Genomic DNA, 18,504 nt, shown 5'->3' on the forward strand with positions numbered 1-18,504 from the left:
TGTTGCAGACCCAAAAGGTCTGCAACAGTGATCCAATTCAACAGGAGTCGGTGAATGGAACCTTTGATAGAATCCTTTAATTATATTCTTCAAAACATTATCAATGCCCTGCAGCGGGGCAGTTTTTATGCCGTGATATCCATTGGTTACTCCATGGTGTACGGGGTGTTGATGCTGTTTAACTTTGCCCATGGCGATATTTTCATGGTGGGAACCTATATCGGCTTCGGCATTGCCACGGTATTACTGGCCACATTCGGCGGTCTGGTCCCGCCTCCCGTGATTTTTCTGGCCACCGTGGTGATAACCATGTTTCTGGCATCCTGGATCGGGGTATTTGTGGAAGTCGCCGGGTATCGTCCGTTGCGCCAGGCCCCCCGGGCATCTGCCGCCATCACCGGACTGATGATCGGTATCATCTTTGAAACCACCATCCTGATCATGCTGGGTGCCAAGCGCTTAAGCTTTCCACCGTTGATGGAAACGGTCAACTACCATATCGGGGGCATCTATATCACCAATGTCAAGGCCATGATCATCATCATCTCTTTGCTGCTCATGCTGGCCCTGCACGCCTTTATCCAGAAAACCAAATGGGGCATGGCCATGCGGGCCATGTCATACGATTTTCTGGCCGTTCCCCTCATGGGGGTGTCCATCAATATTATTGCACCCCTGACCTTTGCCGTGGGCGCAGGCCTTGCAGCCGTGGCCGGCATACTGTATGGGCAGGCCTACCCGATTTTAGATCCCTACATGGGGGTGCTGCTGGGATGGAAAGCGTTTGTGGCAGCCATTCTAGGAGGACGCGGCTCCATCAAGGGAGCGGCTTTGGCCGGGTATCTGCTGGGGTTCATAGAAATCTTTGTGGCCACGGTTTTCCCCTCCACCCTGCGGGACTTCATTGCCTATTCCATTATCCTGGTCATCCTGACCTTCAGGCCCAGGGGATTTTTTGGAATGGAACACAGCACCAAGCTGCGTCTTTAATTTCTTGATCCGACACTCACAGGAACGTCAAATGGGAATTTTACAAAAATTCAAACAAATGTTTTCAACAGTACCCATGCTGGGATGGTTTCTGGGTATCCTCGCAGCCGTGCTGATTGAATATTTCTGGGGGTATGATTATATCTCCTATTACCTGGGTCTGCCCAAAATACCGGTGCTGTTCGGCGCATTGATCATGCTCAAGGAACCGGTGATGATCCCCGGTGCCCTTGCCTATGACCTGATCGTTTACGTCATCCCGGTGCTGGCCGTGGCAAAACTTTCCTGTTTTATCACCAACCCCGGGGCTGCCTTGCTGGAAAAGCTGCCGTTGTGGCTTTCCGCGGTCATCCACCTGGTCTGTTTTTATGCCATTCTCCATTTGTGGGCAGGCATTAACGACTACCGGGTCCTGGTGGTCAAACTCACCCTTGTTTCCATTATTCTCACGGTGAGTATCAATGTCATCAACGGGTACCAGGGGGAATTTTCCTGCTCCCATCCCGGGTTCATGGCCTTAGGGGCATATGTGTCTTCCATTCTGACTCTGGTGCTGTTCACCAATGACAAAATTTTCGGCACGGCCCTGCTGCCCCCGGCCCTGGGTCCCTATCTTTTCCCGCTGGTGCTGGTGGTGGGAGGCGCTGCCGCCGCCATCGGTTCACTGGCTGTGGCCATCCCCTCTTTTCGCACCCGGGGGGATTACCTGGCCATTATCTCTCTGGCATTCATGTTTATTGTCAAGTCTGCGGTGGAAAACCTGAACATCATCGGCGGTGCCAGGGGTATGGGGGGACAGCCGGATCTTGCCCCGCTGCCCGTGATTTTTTTCTGGACGATGCTGTGCATCTGGGTCATCCACAACTTTGTCACCTCGATTCTGGGCAAGGCATTGAATACGGTGAGAGATGATGAAGCAGCAGCAGAATCCATGACAGTTAAAACCCGTAAAACAAAAATGACCGCCTTTATGTTCGGTGCTTTCTGGGCCGGTGTAGCCGGCGGTCTTTTTGCCCATGTGCTCACCTATATCAACCCGGGCATGTTCAGCATCAACCGCCTGGCGGAAATTCTGGCCATGGTCTACTTCGGCGGTCTCAACTCCATTGTGGGCTCCATTGTGGGCGCGGTGAGTATCAATGTGCTGGGTGAGGCGTTGCGTCCCCTGGAACTGTTCAAATGGATCATCATTCCGTTGATTCTGATCTTTGTCATGATTTTCAGGCCCTATGGGCTGATCTCTTTTACGGAGATCAATGCAAAAAAACTGCTGGAAGCCAAACACAAACGCCAACAAGGAGTGTCCCCATGACCGCACTGCTGCATGTTGAAAACATGACCCATTTTTTCGGCGGGCTGCGGGCTGTTCATAACTATAACCTGAACATTGCACCCAGACAGATTTTCGGTCTCATCGGCCCCAACGGGGCCGGCAAAACCACTATTTTCAACCTGATCACCGGGGTGTACACCCCTACGGAAGGAAAGATTCGGCTGGAAAACAAAAACATCAAAGGCCTTGAAACCAATCAAATCGCCGCCATGGGCCTGGGCCGGACATTCCAGAACCTGGCGTTGTGGCGGCATATGAATGTGGTGGACCATATCCGCATGGCCCATTATGCACAGCTGGACTATGGGCTGCTGGGGGCGTTTTTCAACTCTCGTGCCTGTCGGGACCAGGAAAATCAGGTCAGGGAAAATGCCCACCGTCTCATGCAATTGTTTGATATCGAAAAATATGCCGATGATCTTGTAACCAGCCTGCCCTATGGGGCCCAGCGCCGGGTGGAAATGGCCCGGGCCATGGCCACCAAACCCAAGGTGCTGTTTTTAGATGAACCCACGGCCGGCATGACCCCGGATGAACTGGTGAAAATGATCCGCATCATCCGCCAGGTGCACCAGGATTTCAATGTGGCGATTTTCCTGATCGAACACCGCATGAAATTTGTCATGGAGCTGTGTGAAACCATCCAGACCCTGGTATTCGGGGAAGTGATCGCCCAAGGCCCGCCGGAAGAAATCCAGAACAACCCCCAGGTGATAGAAGCCTATCTGGGCAAGGAGGATATGACCTGATGCAGCTGAACATCCAAAACCTGAATGTATCCTACGGCAATATCAAGGCCCTTCACGGCATCAGTTTTTCAGTGGCAGCCGGAGAAATCCTCACAATCATCGGTGCCAACGGGGCGGGAAAAAGCACCACTCTGCGGGCCATTTCCCGGATGATACCCTGTGAATCCGGATCTGTCATGGAATTCAACGGCCGGAACATTTTAAAATATTCAGCAGACAAGGTGGTGTCAAAACTGGGGATCTCCCATGTGCCGGAAGGCCGCCGTATTTTCGGAAACCTCACCGTGACGGAAAACCTGACACTGGCCTGTTTTGCCAGAAAAGACAAAGACCAGATTGAAGCGGACCGAAAATGGGTGTTTGACCTGTTTCCCCGGCTGGAAGAACGCCGCCACCAGCTGGCAGGCACCCTGTCCGGCGGTGAGCAGCAGATGCTGGCCGTTGGCAGAGGATATATGTCCGGACACCAGATGATGCTTCTGGATGAACCCTCCATGGGACTGGCACCCCTGCTCATGCTGGACATGTTTGATGCCTTAAGGGAGATCAACAAACTGGGCACCACCATTTTGCTGGTGGAGCAGAACGCCCGGCTGGCTCTGAAGTTTGCCCAGCGGGGGTATGTGATTGAAAACGGTTCCCTGGTGCTGGAAGGGCCCACGGATGAACTGCTGGATAATCCCGAGGTAAAAAAAGCGTATCTGGGGGCTTGAACTATCCGGCCAGCATCTGGTTGACATGTTCGACATACGCGCCCATGCGGCAGGGTTTGGACAGATGGGCCACAAACCGGTCTTTTTCCATCAACGGCTTGATGGCTTCGATGAATTCGATATTGCCTGAAACAAACAGCACCGGGACTGAAGAGTTAATGCGGCGGATATGCCGGTAAACATCCATTCCGGTTTTTGAACCGGCAAGCATGAAATCCAGGCTGATCAGATCATATCTGTTTTGATCGAACAGATCCATGGCAGTGGCCGCATCGGCTGCGACATCCACCTGATGATGACAAGGGGCCTGGGACAGCACCCGGTGCTGTGCACCGGAAATGTCAGGTTCGTCTTCCACCACCAGGATATACCGGCCTGTCCGGATAGCGGTCCCGGCTATTTTTTCCTTTTCTTCGGCTGTCAGCTGCTTTTCGATCACCGGGAAACAGATTCGCACACAGGTGCCCTGATCCAGGACCGACGTCACTTCAATGGTTCCCTGATGCTGATGAACATATTTCTGGATGTTGGCCATGCCATAGCCCGTGCCTTTGATACCGGGTGCATAGGCACCGATGACATCTTTTCCCCCTTTTAATGTAAAAGAAGGGGTAAAAATATCATGGATATGCGATTCAGGAATACCGCAGCCGTTGTCTTTGATTTCCAGACAGATGTTGGCCTCACGCACACAGGTGTCAAGAATAATCTCAGGCGTTTCGGTTTTTGAAAGGGCATGGACGGCATTTTGCAGCAAATTGATCAGGGAGTGCTCGATCATGCCCGGATCAGCCAGGACATCGGGCAGATCCGAATCATATGACCGCTGGATATGAATACCTTCCAGATCTTTTTTCATCAGCGCCAGTGCCAGATCGATCTTTTGGTTGAGCGAAAAATATTTCTGCCGGGGTGCCTGATTTTTAGCAAACGCAATCAGGTTCCGGGTCAGATACTGCCCTTTTTCCGTATGCGCCAGTATTCTTTTGAGCATTTTTTGTAAGTCGGGATCATCATGGTCCATGAGCATCAGTTCAACATTCCCCATGATCACTCCGAGAATGTTGTTGAAGTCATGGGCCATTTTCCCTGCCACCTGGCCGATCAGGGCCAGTTTCTGCTGTTCACCCAACAGCTTCTGGGCCTTGATTTTTTCCTTTTCAATCTTCTGACGCCAGGAAATATCATGGATCACCACCAGGGTATGGCTCAGTTTTTTGTCGTCATGGGCAAAATCCAGGGTCACGGCAACCGTTAATTGTTTTCCTTGTTTGGAAATCAGGTCGTATTCAATATCTTTTGTTTCCGGTTCACCGGCAGCCAGATTTGCAATCCGTTCCTTGAACCGGTCCCGGCTTTTTTTTGTCAGAAGATCCAATGGCTTCATGTCCATGAATTCGGCCTGGGTATATCCTGAAAATTTACAAATAACATCATTGACACGGAAAAATCGATTTTTTTCAAAATCCACTTCACAGATCCCGGCCGGGGCATGGGAAAAAAGATACCGGTATCTTTTTTCACTTTCCACCAGAGCCTCCTGAGCCTGCTTGCGTTCAATGGCAAGCGCCATCTGATGGGACACGGCCGACAGCACCTCAAGATCCTTGCGTGTATAAAGATCCGGATCTGTATAGCTTTGTACGGCCACCACCCCGAGCACCTTGTCTTTAACCACTAAAGGGACCCCCATCCAGATGACGGCCAAAGGTCCCCATGTCTGGTTGTTTGCCTCCCGTTTCCGAAGTTCTTCCCGATTCAGCAGAACCGCTTCTTTTTTTGCAAAAACAAGGCCGGTCAATGAGTTGTTTTTTGCACTATCAAACTCAATGGGAAGAAAATCATCATCAGCCGTATCCACATGATATGGAAAATACAGGGTATGGGTCTGAGGATCTTTGAGCGCAATAAAAAAATTGGTCACATCGATGATCGGAAACAATGATTCATGAATGGTCTGAAACAGATCGTTCAGATCCCGGGCCGTGGTAACGGCACCCAGGATTTTGAACATGGCCACATTAATATCTTCGGCTTCTTTTTTTTGGGTGATATCCAGAAAATGGGAATGGACCGCAGGCTGGCCATCGAAGTCAATCAGCGCCGTGTAGGTTTCCACCCACCGGTACCCTTTTGTTTTATGACGAATCCGGTATTGCTGAACAGGAGAGACATCCATACCAGCCAGTCGGTTTTTAAAATTGCTGAAAAACAGCGCCCGGTCCTCCGGGTGAAGGATACCCTTGAGCTGTTCCGGTGTGAAATTTTTAAGTTCAGACGGTGTATATCCGGAAATCCTTGCCATGGGTGAACTGACAAACACCAGCCGTGCGGGACGATCTCTGGCAATCACCAGGCCCTGCAAAGATTCTTCCACCAGTTGGCGGTACTGTTTTTGATTTTTCTTCAGCCGTCTTTCCTTTTCAAGCAGATCGTGTTCCAGCTGCTGGGAATTGAGCTGCATCAGCCCCATCACAAAGGCAAACTGCAACAATATGAGGCTGAATAAAACCATCTCATGGAACGGGGCACTTTCCATGAAACTGTCAAAGGTACTCCCGGAAACCAGGTAAAAGGTCCCCCGGGCAAAAAACAGCACAAACAGCAATATCAGGGATATGACAAGCAAAATATTGTCCCGGAACCGGACCGCCGGGGTCTGGAATATAAATACGCGAAAAATCAACCCGAGATAAATCAGCGCATAAAAGGAACTGATGACGATGCGGGCATCGACACTGGGGACCCAATAGGTAAAACAAGGCACCACAACCAAAGACAGCAAACCGGCAAATACCAGATGCTTTCCGGTTTTAACCGGTCGCGCGCTCAGATGTGTGAACCCCATGTAAGTTAAGAAAATCGCTGAAAAAACCAAAATATTGGCCAGCACGATGCTGAACAGATCCGGTATCAGATCCCGAAAACTGATCAACAGAAACCCCAGGGACAGTGATCCCATCCCTAAGGTCCATAGACGAAAATTGCCATAAATTTTTCGGTTGAGTGTGTAGCAGGCCATGGAAACAGCCGATACCAGCAGGGTCCCCCCAAAAACCAGCAAAAGCGTACGAATATTAAAAAATTCGATCATTAACGCTGTTTTCCCTTTAGCTAAAGTATAATACCCCCCTTTTAATAAGACGGGCATTCACTTTAGCACACAATGAATGCGGCAAAAACAAAATTTTAACGATCAAAAATTACTGCCGGGCTGAACGTTTGTACCAGCGCCAGTCCCGGCAGGTATTTATGCAGCAGCTTTTTACCCGTGCAGTGGCATGCCCGTTGCTTTGGCCGCTGCTTCTCCCATGATTTCCGCCAGCGTGGGATGGGCATGGATGGTATGGGCGATGTCTTTGGCCGTCAGCCCTTTTTCAATGGCCAGGGTGGCTTCGGCAATCAAATCCGTGGCATGGGGACCGATGAGATGCATTCCCAGAACCCGGCCCGATGATTTGTCCACAATCATTTTGGCTTCTCCGGCAATTTCATCAATGGCATGGGCTTTGCCCAGAATCCGGAAATTTACGGATGCCGTATCCACCTCCAGGCCTTTTTTCCGGGCCTCCTCCTCGCTTACTCCCACAGTCCCGATTTCCGGCATGGTAAAAATCGCTCCGGGCACGGCATCATACCCCATGGTTTCATTTTCTCCCATGGCATTGCCGGCCGCCACCAGCCCTTCATGGGATGCCACATGGGCCAGCATGATCCGGGAAGGTCCCAGAATATCGCCGATGGCATACACGTTTTTCACAACGGTTTCCATTCTGTCATTCACATCAATCCATCCGGGCCCGCTCGTGTCCAGGCCGATGGTATCCAGCCCCAGGTCCTTGGACAGCGGGGTCCGGCCGATGCATACGGCCATGAGATCCGAGGCAATGGTATCGGTTTTGGGATCTTTGGCTTTGGGATTGTCCGTGAACGGGCTTTTGGCCAGAGAAATTTGGCAGCCGCTGCCGGACGTGTCACATGCCGTCACCACAGTGTCGCAGAGCACCTTGATTTTCTGTTTTTTCATCTCTCTGAGCAACAGTTTGGATACGGCTGTATCCACGGACGGCAACGGCAAAAGCCGGGACATGGCTTCCACGATGGTCACCTGGGTGCCCAGGGCCGTGAAAATGCCTGCGAATTCGCATCCGATCACCCCGCCGCCCACGATGGTCATGGATTCCGGCACATGATCCAGCACCAGAATATCATTGGAAGACAGAATCTTTTTGCCGTCAAAGGCAAAATCCGGCACATTCATCGGCCGGGTCCCCACAGCTATAATAAGTTTGTTCCAGCTCAAGGATGCCGTGATATCATCCTCACCCGTCACTTCCAGGGCCCCGGGTCCGGTGATTCTGGCACAACCTTTGATAACATTGACCTTTCGTCCCTTGAGCAGGCCGTCAATGCCGGCCCGCTGGGATGCCAGAATCTTGTTTTTTCTGGCCATGAGCCCGGCCATGTCCGGCAGCACCGCCCCCTCCAGCTGAATGCCGAAATCCAGGGCTTTTCTGCATTTTTGAAGAATATCCGCCGTATTTTTCATGATTTTGGATGGAATACATCCCCAGTTGAGACAGGTGCCCCCTAAGTTCTCTTTTTCGATTACGGTCACATCCGCGCCCAGAGTCGCGGCCCGCAACGCCGCCACATACCCCCCCGGCCCTCCGCCGATCACCACGATTTTTTCAGTCATGCCTCCTCCTTTCATGGAAAATCTATTAATTTATCTTTTTTTAATTTCATTTTTCACAAATTTTTTAAAAATTAATTGACATTATCATTAATCTGGTCTAATGATCAAGATAATTAAAAAAAATTTATGTTTTCCTCACTTTATCAGCATAAAAGAGGTGGAATGAAAATAGATCAGACAAATATCGACATCATCAGAGAACTCAAACAGGGAAAAAGGTCTTTCAAGAAAATTGCGGACAAGCTTGAAATCACGGAAAACACCGTCCGGTCCCGAGTGAATAAATTGCAGGAAGAAGGCGTACTGGAGATTTGCGGTCTGGTGGATCCTGACATGCTCCCGGGTCACCGGGTGGTGATCATCGGCATCAAACTGTCAGAGATGAATCTGGTGGAAAAAGGCGAGGAGATCAGCCGGCTTCGGGGGGTCATTCATACCAATGTGGTCACGGGACGGTTTGACCTGCTGATCATGGTCATGTTTAAAAAAGAATTCGGACTTCTGGAATTTTACACTGAAGAAATCGCCAAGATTAACGGTGTCCGGTCCGTGGAAACCTTTGTTGTATACAAGTCATATAATTTAAAGGTTCCCTATATTTTTTAATCTTTAAATTTGAAGGTCATTATTATGAAAACCACACCATTGCACCAATGGCACCTGGATGCCGGTGCCAACATGGCTGACTTCGGCGGATATGACATGCCCCTGTGGTATGACACCGGAGTCAAAAATGAACATTTGGCCGTGCTCACTTCCGCCGGCATATTTGATACCAGCCACATGGCCTGTGTCACTGTGGAAGGACCGGATGCGTTCTCTCTGCTCAATTTCTGTTTTACAAGAGATCTGACACCTCTGGCCGTGGGCCGGTGTGTGTACGGCGCATTCCTGAATGAAAAAGGGCATTGCCTGGATGACGCCATTGTGTACAAATTTTCCGGCACCTCGTTCATGGTCTGTGTGAACGCCGGTATGGGCGGTGCGATTTCTGACCACCTGAACAAACACAAAAAAGACCGGGATGTCACGATCACGGACCTCACCGACAGGATCGCCAAAATGGATATCCAGGGAATCGATTCCGTGCGGATTCTGTCAAAACTGATCCAGTCTCCGGACACCGTGTTTGGAAAAATGCCCTATTTCTCCTTTAAAGGTCATTTTGATCCGAATCATCCGGAAGCGGGTGCGTCGAAACTGAAAAACGGCACCCCCGTGCTGCTGTCCCGGTCCGGGTATACCGGAGAGTTCGGATTTGAGATCTTCATTGCCCCTAACGCGATTGTGGATCTGTGGAAACAGGTGCTGGCGGCCGGCGAATCTTTCGGCATTACGGCCTGCGGCTTAGGTGCCCGGGATTCTCTGCGGGCCGGGGCCGGGCTGCCCCTGTCCCACCAGGATATCGGTCATTTCAAATTCATGAACCATCCCTGGGATTTTGCGTTACCTTATAATTCGGACAAATCCGGGTTTACCAAGGATTTTCTGGGTGCCGCCGCCCTGGTGCCTGAAAAAAATGATGTATATGTATTTCCCTTTGTGGGAGACAGCTTGAGAAAAGTGGCTGCCGGTGAAAATACGGGCGTGTTTGACGAAAACGAACAACAGATCGGGCATGTACTTACCTGTGCCACGGACATGGGCATCACCTGGCATGAGGGAAAAATTGTCAGCATCAACACCCCGGATCTGCCGGACAACATTAAAATTAAAGGCATTGCCTGCGGATTTGTCATGGTCTCAAAACACCTGGAACCGGGCACAAAACTCATGCTCAAAGAGGGCAAGCGCGCCATCAGCGTGACCATCGTCACTGACATCCGGCCGGACAGAACCGCCAGAAAAAAAATCACCCATTTTATTTAAATTAAAAAGGAGGCTCTCATGAAAGACATCAATGAACTGAATTTACCTGAAGACGTCAAATACACCAAAGATCACGAATGGGCCAAAGCCGACGGGGATACCGTGACCATCGGCATCAATGATTATGCCCAGGATCAGCTGGGAGAAATTGTGTTTGTGGAAATGCCCGCAGTGGGGGATTCTTTTTCCGCAGAAGATGAGTTCGGGTCCGTGGAATCGGTCAAGGCCGTATCTGAAATGTACATGCCCATCTCCGGCGAGATCGTGGCCATCAACGAAGATCTGGAAGATGCGCCGGAAAATGTGAATGAAGACTGCTATCAGAGCGGATGGATCATCAAAGTCAAACCATCCGACCTTTCTGAAATGGATGCACTGATGGACAAAGCCGCATACCTTGAGATGCTGAAAGGATAAATCCTATGCGTTATCTGCCTCATACACAGGAAGATATCCAAAAGATGCTGGCCGTTGCCGGAGCCGGGTCTCTGGATGACCTGTTTAAAACCATTCCGGATGCCGTCAAAGTCAAAGACGGCCTGAACCTGCCGGAGCCCATGAGTGAGTGGGAACTCAACGATTACATGGAAAAACTGGCTTCGGAAAATATTGCCTGCAAAGGCTACACCTGCCTGATCGGGGCCGGCAGCTATGACCATTATATTCCGGCCATCATTCCCTATCTGGTATCCAGGTCTGAATTCGCCACGGCCTACACCCCGTACCAGCCGGAAGTCAGCCAGGGAACCCTCCAGGGCATTTACGAGTTCCAGACCATGGTCACGGATCTGTTGGGCATGGACATTGCCACAGCGTCCCATTATGACTGCGGCACGGCCCTGGCCGAATGCGCGTTGATCGCATTGCGCAAAAATAAAAAAGCCGACAAGATCGCCGTGTCCGACCTGGTGCATCCCAGCCACCGGGAAATCATCGACACCTATCTCAAACCCACGGGGTACGAGATGGTGCTGATCCCTCATACCAAAGACGGTCTCACTGATATGACGGCCCTGGAAGCCATGGACGGCATTGCCGGCGTGGCCGTGCAGTCCCCCAACTTTTTCGGGCATATCGAAGATCTGGCTGCGGTCAAAAAAGTGGCGGATGCCAAAAAAATCCTGTTCATCACCTCTTTTACCGAAGCGTTGGCCTGGGGAATTTTGAAAAACCCGGGATCATTCGGCGCTGATCTGGTGGCAGGTGAAGGCCAGAGCTTAGGCATTGCCAAAACATTCGGCGGTCCGGGCTTGGGACTTCTGGCCGGCACATCCAAACTCATGCGGGACCTGCCCGGACGTCTGGTGGGCCGGGCCAAAGACAGCAACGGGGATGACGGGTATGTTTTGACCCTGTCCACCCGGGAACAGCATATCCGCCGGGAGAGAGCCTCGTCCAACATCTGCTCCAACAACGGACTCAATGCCATGACTGCGGCCATGTATCTGTCTACCATCGGCAAGATCGGGATCCGGGAAATCGCCCAGCTCAACCATGACAAGGCAATGTACCTGAAATCCGCGCTTGCGGGTGCCGGGTTTGAACCCGTGTTTGACCCGCCGTTTTTCAACGAGTTTGTGATGAAAGCCCCCAGGGATTTCAACCGGAAACGGATCGATCTGATCAACCGGCAGTGCGTTTTCGCCGGTCTGGATCTGGCCCCGTATTACCCAGAACTTACCGACCATTACCTGTTCTGCGCCACGGAAAAAGTGTCGAAACAGCAGATGGATCAGCTGGCAAAGGAGGTGGCATGATGACTCAGCGGCCAGGCACCAAAGGATTGATATTCAACGAACCCAATGTGTGGGACAAAAGCCGTGAAGGCCGGTGCGCCATTTCCCTGCCCAAAGCAGACGTGGAACGGTCCCCTCTGGATCCGGCACTGACCGGAGATACCCCGAACCTGCCCCAGCTGTCCGAGCTGGACGTGGTCAGACACTACACAAGGCTGTCCCAGTGGAACTTTGGCGTGGATTCCGGCATGTACCCCTTAGGGTCCTGCACCATGAAATACAACCCCAAAACCAACGAAGTTCAGGCGGCCCGCCAGGGATTTGCCGGGGCCCATCCCCTGGCCGGTGATGAATGCTCCCAGGGGGCGTTGCGGCTCATGTATGACCTGGAACGCTCTTTGGCGGAAATCACAGGGTTTGATGCCGTCACGCTGCAACCGGCTGCCGGAGCCCATGGCGAGCTCACCGGCATGCTGATTATCCATGCTTATCACGCCAAACAGGGCAGGCAGCGGTCCAAGATCATCATTCCGGACACGGCCCACGGCACCAACCCGGCCTCGGCCACCTTGTGCGGATACAAAAGCGTCAACCTCAAATCCGGCCCCAAAGGGATTCTGGAGCCTGAGGCTGTGGCTGAAATCATGGATGAAGAAACCGCAGGTATCATGATCACCAACCCCAATACCTTAGGGCTGTTTGAGGAAAACATCAAAGAGATCTGCGAGATCGTCCATGCCAAGGGCGGGCTGGTATATGGGGACGGTGCCAACATGAACGCCATCATGGGTGTGGTGCAACCCGGGAAACTGGGCATTGACGTGCTTCATCTGAACCTGCACAAAACCTTTTCCACCCCGCACGGCGGCGGCGGACCCGGGTCCGGTCCCGTGGCTGTCAATGAAAAACTAACGCCGTTTCTGCCCGTTCCCCGGGTGGAAAAAGAGTTGGATACGTTCAAATTCGTGACAGACTGTCCGGATTCCATCGGCCGGCTCCACACGTTTTACGGGCATTTCGGGGTCATGATCAAGGCGTATGCCTATATTCTGACCATGGGGGCACAGGGCCTGCTGGATACCTCCCGCCTGGCCGTGCTCAATGCCAATTATATCAAGGAATCCCTCAAAGGCACCCTGAATCTGCCCTATGACCGGCCCTGCATGCATGAATGCGTGTTTAACGATGCCAAACAGCAGGAATATCACATCTCCACCATGGATATGGCCAAACGGCTGCTGGATTACGGATTTCATCCGCCCACAGTATATTTCCCGCTGGTGGTGGACGGCGCGTTCATGGTGGAACCCACGGAAACCGAATCCAAAGAGGACATCGACCAGTTCATCGATGCAGTGAAAGCCATTGCCAAAGAAGCACAAACCGATCCGGAAAAACTGACTTCCGCCCCGGTGCTGCCCAAAGTGACCCGCCTGGATGAAGTGGCCGCGGCCAGAAAGCCATGCCTCAGAGGATAAACACCCTGTCCCGTGGCGGTGTATTCCAGGATTTAGGTCTCCTGGAATACACCACGGCACTGACTTTCCAGGAGACCGCCCGCAAAGAAAAAATTGAAGACCGGACCCGGCCGGACAAAATCTTTTTTGTCCAGCATCCGTCCGTGTTCACGTTCGGCAGAAACGGCGGACAGGAAAACCTGACCCGGTCTGAAGCATTTCTCAAAGACCGGGGCGTGGCCCTGGTGCAGACGGACCGAGGGGGCAATGTCACCTATCACGGCCCGGGCCAGGCCGTGCTGTATCCTGTGGTGGACCTGGAACAGGCCAGAATCGGGGTCACGGATTTCGTGTATGGCTTAGAGGAGATCATGGGACAGACGGCCAAAGATTTCGGGGTGTCCATTCATCGGGATCCCCGGAACCACGGCATGTGGAAAGATGCAAAAAAAATCGGGTCCGTGGGGCTGTCCATCAAACACGGCATCAGCATCCACGGCCTGGCATTGAACGTGTCCCTGGACCTGACCCCGTTTTCCTGGATCAATCCCTGCGGCATGTCCGGTGTTTCCATGACCTCTCTGGCACAGGAACTCAAAGACCAGGGATTGGCCCACCCGCCGCTTCCCATGGAATCCATCAAAGAAACCCTGATCACCTATTTCTGCCAATGGTTTCATTTTCATCCCGTAAAGGAGTCTGCCCATGCATCAATGTGCTGAAAAAAAAAGAAAGCCGGCCTGGCTGAAAAAACATCTTCCCAGAGGCGGGGATTATGCCCGGGTCACCCGGCTGCTGTCCGGTGCCAGGCTTCACACGGTCTGCCAGGAAGCCAACTGCCCCAACATGTTTGAATGCTTTTCCAAAAACACGGCCACGTTCATGATCTTAGGGGACCAGTGCACCCGGCATTGCCGATTTTGCAATATTACGGCCCGCCCGCCCCTGCCCGTGGATCCGGATGAACCGGCCCGGGTGGCCAAAGCAGCCCTGGATTTAGGCCTTCACTATGTGGTGGTCACCTCCGTGACCCGGGATGACCTGCAAGACGGCGGGGCCGCCCATTTTGCCGCTGTGATCCGCGCCATCAAAAAAATGGGACAGGATAAGGATCAGACCATCCGGGTGGAAGTGCTGATTCCGGATTTTCAAGGGGATGTGAATGCCCTGAAAACCGTGATGGATGCCGGACCGGATGTGATCAACCACAACATTGAAACCGTGGCGGATTTGTATGTACAAGCAAGGCCCGAAGCCGTGTACCAGCGATCCTTGGACCTGCTGAGAAATGTCAAACGCCTGAACCCGGACATGCCGGCCAAATCCGGCATCATGGTGGGCCTGGGCGAAACCCGGGCACAACTGGAAAAAACGTTGCAGGATCTGGCGGATCACGGGTGCGACATGCTTACCATCGGCCAGTATCTTCAGCCCACCCGGAACCATCTGCCCGTGGAAAAATTCTATCCGCCCGAAGAATTTGATGACCTGGCTGAAACGGCCCGGCACATGGGATTTAAAAAAGTGGCGTCCGGACCGTTTGTGAGAAGTTCATACCATGCGGAAGAACTGTTTCAGCCGGCTTAGAGCGTCAGGCATTTTTCCTTTAACGCGCCGGCTGTGGCGATTTCAATGAACGATGCCCCATGGGCCGGCCCGAAACTGCCGGCCAGCACAATAATCAATGAATCGTCCGCCAGTTTTTTTTCTTCCAGCATGCGGCAGATGGACAGTTTCAACGTTTCCATGGATCCGGCGCTCATGGGAATGTAATCCGCCGACACCCCGAAAGACAGAGACAGCTGCCGCATCACCCGTTTGTCATACACCTGGGCATAAATGGGATTGTCCCCCCGGTAGGCTGCCAAAGCCAGAATGGTGTTCCCGGTCAGGGAATCCGCCACAATGGCTTGGGTGTTCAGCCGCAGGGCCGCTTTGACGGCCGCCTTGGCCAGATACGCGGTCACGATTTTTTCCGATGTATATGGGGTGTTGATAAAGCTGCTTGAATTGGTTTCCACTTCCATGGCGATTTTGGCCATGGTTCTCACGGCCACTTCCGGGTATTTGCCGCTGGCGGTTTCCCCGGACAGCATCAATGCATCGGTCCGGTCCAGGCAGGCATTGGCCACATCCGACACTTCCGCCCGGGTGGGCCGCGGGGAATCGATCATGGAATGCAGCATCTGGGTGGCCACAATCACGGGACAGCGCCGTTCAATGCAGGTGGTGATGATCCTTTTCTGAATCAAAGGGATTTTTTCCGTAGGGATCTCCACAGCCAGATCCCCTCTGGCAATCATCACCCCATAGGCATGGTCCAGGATTTCATTGATATTTTCCACCCCCTGGCTGTTCTCGATCTTGGCGATAATCTTGATCCGGGACTTTTTTTTGTCCAGAATTTCCTGCACGGCCAGCACATCTTCCTTGTTGCGCACAAAAGAATGGGCAATGAAATCCAGGCGATGGTCTGCGGCCAGCTCGATAAACCCGATGTCTTTTTTACTCAGCGCGGGCAGCTTCACATGCACGGACGGGATATTCACACTTTTTCTGGGATGGATCACCCCGTCGTTTTCCACCTGACACACCAGATAATCCGGCTTCACACTCACCACAGCCATGGCCACGGTGCCATCGTCAATCAAAACGGAACTGCCCATGGGGACATCGTTGACAAAGCCTTTGTGGGACACGTAAATCAGATCACCAAAAGAGACCCCGGCGGGATCGCCTTTGATTTTCACAAAATCCCCATTGCGGACGATCAGGGGTTCCACGGCATCGCAGGTGCGGATCTCAGGCCCTTTGGTATCCACCAGAATACCGATTTTTTCAGACACGGCCCGGGTGTTTTCCACCACCATCCGGGCATCGTCATGGGTCATGTGGGCCGTGTTGAGCCGGACCACGTTCATGCCGGCCCGATACAGTCGTTCAATAAAGTCTCTGGAACAGTTCAGGCTGGAAATGGTTGCAATGATTTTGGTTTTACGCGCCATGACAGGAGCCTCCTTTTCGGCAGAATGTCATCACAAACTGTTCAATGCCGGCCTGGGCACTGATGGATGACGATTTCAGGGCATAATCAAGATCTCCCAGAGAAATAAGCGCAGATCTGAGCTCATTTAAGGAAAACCGGGCGGATTTTTCAACGGTCTGGAACACGGGGTACGGGCTGTTGGGATTGGGAGCGATCACCAGGTCTTTGACAGCTGTCTTTGTCTGATCCCGGGCCGCCTGATCATGGGCCGTTATGGCCGGCATGATCTGCTGTTTGAAGGCATTGAAATTCATCCGGTCCATTCTAATATCCGGATGTTTCTGGGAAAAATCCAGCATAAACGCCTTGACCAGAAGCATGCGCCTCACCAGGTTTTCAAAGGCTTTAAGAATCTGCAACTCATGAAACCCGTCTTTAAGCAATGATGATAAATACATCAGGGCATCACCCGTGTTTTTTTCCATGAGCGCATTGGTGAGGCTGAAAATCGGGTCTTTTTTGTCCCGAAGAATAACGGCTTCCACATCCGTGCGGGTGATGGCAGAACGATTCCCTGTATACGCCGTCAATTTTTCAAGATTCTGGGCGAACAGAGCCGGATTAAATCCAGTGCGGTCCGCAAGCTCGGAAAATGCCGCCGGCGCCATGGTTTTGCCGTTTTGCTTTAAAATTTGTCCGGCCATGTTCTGAAGCACCTGGCGCTGATCATCCATATCCGCTTTTCTGGCGCCCTGGGGCACGGTGCAGTCTATGATCAGCCCGGTTTTTTCCAGGGTTTTGACGATTTTCCTGCGCCGGTCCAGGGATTCAGCCGTCATCACCAGAAAATGCCCCTCTGGAATGCCGCCTTCAACCACGTCAGACAACCGCTTCAGGTCGTTTTCCGAATAAGACACCTCCCCTGCCCCGGCCTTGACGGCAAACATCGGGGCCTGCCGGACCAGCACCATTTTTTTCTCCCCAAAAAAAGAAAACGTACTGATCTGCTCGATCACATCTCCCATGATCGTGGTGCGGCCATCCAGGGTTTCCAGATGAACACCGCGGGTATTGCCGCGCATCAGCCGGGTTTTGATCCCGTCCACGGCTTTTTGCACCAGATAGGATTCCCCGGCACACAGGACAAATCCGGGCACAAGGTTGCCGGCATCGGCCAGCCATTGGTCCAGGCCGGTATGTTTAACGGTCGCCACGAGAAGATAAGGCCAGTTTCACCATTGCCGCCACGGCAATGACAATGGCCAGAATCCCGATTCCCTGGGATACGGATAAAAATTCAAAGTAAAAATCGCCTCTGAAATCCCCCCGGAAAAATTCAATGATGAACCGGAACACGGAATATAAAATAATGTAACTTAAAAAAATCATCCCATGAAAGCGCTTGCGGCGCTGGAGAAATATCAGGATGAGAAACAGAATCAGATTGGCCGCCACCATGTAGATCTGGGTGGGGTGCAGCGGCACATGCAGCGGGGCCAGGCTGTCCGGATGGGAAAACTGCACGGCAATGGGAAGATCACACTGCCGCCCATAGCAGCATCCGGCAAAAAAACACCCCAACCGGCCGATGCCGTGCCCCAGCGCCACGCCTGGCGCAATGGTGTCCGCGGTCTTGAAAAACGGCAGGTTCTTGATCCGGATGGTCACAATGGAGGCAGCCACCGCACCCATGAACCCGCCGAAAAACACCAGGCCCCCGTTCCAGAGTTTGAATATATCCAGCGGGCTGGCTCTGAAATCGTCAAAATTGATGATCACATACAACAGCCTTGCGCCCACAATGCCGGATATCAGGATCACAAAAAACAGGTCGGAAATATCATCCGGCTTGAGATCGTAAAACCGGGCATTGCGTTTGGAAAACCAGACTGCCGCCAGAAACCCCATGGCCAGGAAAAACCCGTATGTATACAGCGTAAAGCTGCCAAAATGGACAAGAATCGGATGCATG

Annotated in this window: 16 protein-coding genes; 11 read left to right on the forward strand and 5 right to left on the reverse strand. The window is 52.3% G+C overall.

The genetic code is table 11. From position 1 onward, the window contains the following. Positions 1-54: 54 nt before the first annotated feature. The 4 genes from K365_RS0110870 to K365_RS0110885 are packed head-to-tail and all read left to right on the forward strand — an operon-like array spanning position 55 to position 3,785. Positions 55-990 (forward strand): branched-chain amino acid ABC transporter permease, encoded by a 936-nt coding sequence (locus K365_RS0110870; protein ID WP_024334570.1) that lies wholly within the window; start codon positions 55-57, stop codon positions 988-990. 31 nt (positions 991-1,021) lie between these two features. After that, on the forward strand, positions 1,022-2,302 hold the full coding sequence (locus K365_RS0110875; protein WP_006966564.1) for a branched-chain amino acid ABC transporter permease: 1,281 nt from the start codon (positions 1,022-1,024) through the stop codon (positions 2,300-2,302). Further along, a complete protein-coding gene (locus K365_RS0110880; protein ID WP_024334571.1) occupies positions 2,299-3,072 on the forward strand; it encodes an ABC transporter ATP-binding protein in 774 nt (257 codons plus the stop codon). Before K365_RS0110875 ends, K365_RS0110880 begins: the two co-directional genes overlap by 4 nt. Further along, positions 3,072-3,785: an ABC transporter ATP-binding protein gene (locus K365_RS0110885; protein ID WP_006966566.1), complete on the forward strand. Its 714-nt coding sequence runs from the start codon at positions 3,072-3,074 to the stop codon at positions 3,783-3,785. Before K365_RS0110880 ends, K365_RS0110885 begins: the two co-directional genes overlap by 1 nt. 1 nt (position 3,786) lies before the next feature. Here K365_RS0110885 and K365_RS0110890 read toward each other — a convergent pair whose 3' ends face one another. Together K365_RS0110890 and lpdA are read right to left on the reverse strand one after the other, a co-directional pair. After that, entirely contained in the window at positions 3,787-6,879 is a 3,093-nt protein-coding gene (locus tag K365_RS0110890; protein WP_024334572.1) for a PAS domain S-box protein, read from the reverse strand. Positions 6,880-7,050: 171 nt separating this feature from the next. Next, positions 7,051-8,484 (reverse strand): dihydrolipoyl dehydrogenase, encoded by a 1,434-nt coding sequence (lpdA, locus tag K365_RS0110895; protein WP_024334573.1) that lies wholly within the window; start codon positions 8,482-8,484, stop codon positions 7,051-7,053. Positions 8,485-8,646: 162 nt separating this feature from the next. Between lpdA and K365_RS0110900 the strand changes: the two genes are divergently transcribed. From K365_RS0110900 to lipA, 7 genes are read left to right on the forward strand one after another with little or no spacing between them, the layout of a single operon-like run. Next, the gene (locus tag K365_RS0110900; protein WP_006966569.1) at positions 8,647-9,090 is read left to right on the forward strand and encodes an Lrp/AsnC family transcriptional regulator; all 444 of its coding nucleotides are present in this window, start codon (positions 8,647-8,649) and stop codon (positions 9,088-9,090) included. Positions 9,091-9,114: 24 nt separating this feature from the next. Further along, positions 9,115-10,353 carry an aminomethyl transferase family protein gene (locus K365_RS0110905; RefSeq protein WP_024334574.1) on the forward strand — a complete coding sequence of 413 codons (1,239 nt, stop codon included), beginning with the start codon at positions 9,115-9,117 and terminating at the stop codon, positions 10,351-10,353. 18 nt (positions 10,354-10,371) lie between these two features. Then, on the forward strand, positions 10,372-10,770 hold the full coding sequence (gene gcvH, locus K365_RS0110910) for a glycine cleavage system protein GcvH (protein ID WP_006966571.1): 399 nt from the start codon (positions 10,372-10,374) through the stop codon (positions 10,768-10,770). 5 nt (positions 10,771-10,775) lie between these two features. Continuing rightward, positions 10,776-12,110: an aminomethyl-transferring glycine dehydrogenase subunit GcvPA gene (gene gcvPA / locus K365_RS0110915; protein WP_024334575.1), complete on the forward strand. Its 1,335-nt coding sequence runs from the start codon at positions 10,776-10,778 to the stop codon at positions 12,108-12,110. After that, positions 12,110-13,567 carry an aminomethyl-transferring glycine dehydrogenase subunit GcvPB gene (gcvPB, locus tag K365_RS0110920; protein ID WP_024334576.1) on the forward strand — a complete coding sequence of 486 codons (1,458 nt, stop codon included), beginning with the start codon at positions 12,110-12,112 and terminating at the stop codon, positions 13,565-13,567. The genes gcvPA and gcvPB overlap by 1 nt, the downstream gene beginning before the upstream one ends. Then, the gene (gene lipB, locus K365_RS0110925; RefSeq protein ID WP_024334577.1) at positions 13,552-14,268 is read left to right on the forward strand and encodes a lipoyl(octanoyl) transferase LipB; all 717 of its coding nucleotides are present in this window, start codon (positions 13,552-13,554) and stop codon (positions 14,266-14,268) included. Before gcvPB ends, lipB begins: the two co-directional genes overlap by 16 nt. Further along, entirely contained in the window at positions 14,252-15,133 is an 882-nt protein-coding gene (lipA, locus tag K365_RS0110930) for a lipoyl synthase (RefSeq protein ID WP_024334578.1), read from the forward strand. The genes lipB and lipA overlap by 17 nt, the downstream gene beginning before the upstream one ends. On the opposite strand, the gene pyk is transcribed toward lipA, so the two are convergent. From pyk to lgt, 3 genes are read right to left on the reverse strand one after another with little or no spacing between them, the layout of a single operon-like run. Beyond that, entirely contained in the window at positions 15,130-16,551 is a 1,422-nt protein-coding gene (gene pyk / locus K365_RS0110935) for a pyruvate kinase (RefSeq protein WP_024334579.1), read from the reverse strand. The two genes, lipA and pyk, sit on opposite strands and share 4 nt — an antisense overlap. After that, positions 16,541-17,746, reverse strand: coding sequence for a DNA polymerase III subunit delta (gene holA, locus K365_RS0110940; RefSeq protein WP_024334580.1), 1,206 nt, complete (start codon positions 17,744-17,746; stop codon positions 16,541-16,543). The genes pyk and holA overlap by 11 nt, the downstream gene beginning before the upstream one ends. Continuing rightward, positions 17,733-18,503, reverse strand: a complete 771-nt coding sequence (gene lgt, locus K365_RS0110945) for a prolipoprotein diacylglyceryl transferase (RefSeq protein WP_024334581.1) — start codon at positions 18,501-18,503, stop codon at positions 17,733-17,735. Before lgt ends, holA begins: the two co-directional genes overlap by 14 nt. Position 18,504: the final 1 nt, after the last annotated feature.

It is taken from the genome of Desulfotignum balticum DSM 7044 (genome assembly GCF_000421285.1).
Taxonomy (GTDB): Bacteria; Desulfobacterota; Desulfobacteria; order Desulfobacterales; family Desulfobacteraceae; genus Desulfotignum; species Desulfotignum balticum.

What these genes read in the sequence shown, in the direction of transcription:
- K365_RS0110885 (WP_006966566.1), top strand. Translation starts at nt 3,072, where the DNA reads ATGCAGCTGAACATCCAAAACCTGAATGTATCCTACGGCAATATCAAG.
- gcvPB (WP_024334576.1), top strand. Translation starts at nt 12,110, where the DNA reads ATGACTCAGCGGCCAGGCACCAAAGGATTGATATTCAACGAACCCAAT.
- K365_RS0110890 (WP_024334572.1), bottom strand. Translation starts at nt 6,879, where the DNA reads ATGATCGAATTTTTTAATATTCGTACGCTTTTGCTGGTTTTTGGGGGG.
- lipB (WP_024334577.1), top strand. Translation starts at nt 13,552, where the DNA reads ATGCCTCAGAGGATAAACACCCTGTCCCGTGGCGGTGTATTCCAGGAT.
- K365_RS0110880 (WP_024334571.1), top strand. Translation starts at nt 2,299, where the DNA reads ATGACCGCACTGCTGCATGTTGAAAACATGACCCATTTTTTCGGCGGG.
- K365_RS0110870 (WP_024334570.1), top strand. Translation starts at nt 55, where the DNA reads ATGGAACCTTTGATAGAATCCTTTAATTATATTCTTCAAAACATTATC.
- pyk (WP_024334579.1), bottom strand. Translation starts at nt 16,551, where the DNA reads ATGGCGCGTAAAACCAAAATCATTGCAACCATTTCCAGCCTGAACTGT.
- gcvH (WP_006966571.1), top strand. Translation starts at nt 10,372, where the DNA reads ATGAAAGACATCAATGAACTGAATTTACCTGAAGACGTCAAATACACC.
- K365_RS0110875 (WP_006966564.1), top strand. Translation starts at nt 1,022, where the DNA reads ATGGGAATTTTACAAAAATTCAAACAAATGTTTTCAACAGTACCCATG.
- K365_RS0110905 (WP_024334574.1), top strand. Translation starts at nt 9,115, where the DNA reads ATGAAAACCACACCATTGCACCAATGGCACCTGGATGCCGGTGCCAAC.
- lgt (WP_024334581.1), bottom strand. Translation starts at nt 18,503, where the DNA reads ATGCATCCGATTCTTGTCCATTTTGGCAGCTTTACGCTGTATACATAC.
- gcvPA (WP_024334575.1), top strand. Translation starts at nt 10,776, where the DNA reads ATGCGTTATCTGCCTCATACACAGGAAGATATCCAAAAGATGCTGGCC.
- lpdA (WP_024334573.1), bottom strand. Translation starts at nt 8,484, where the DNA reads ATGACTGAAAAAATCGTGGTGATCGGCGGAGGGCCGGGGGGGTATGTG.
- K365_RS0110900 (WP_006966569.1), top strand. Translation starts at nt 8,647, where the DNA reads ATGAAAATAGATCAGACAAATATCGACATCATCAGAGAACTCAAACAG.
- lipA (WP_024334578.1), top strand. Translation starts at nt 14,252, where the DNA reads ATGCATCAATGTGCTGAAAAAAAAAGAAAGCCGGCCTGGCTGAAAAAA.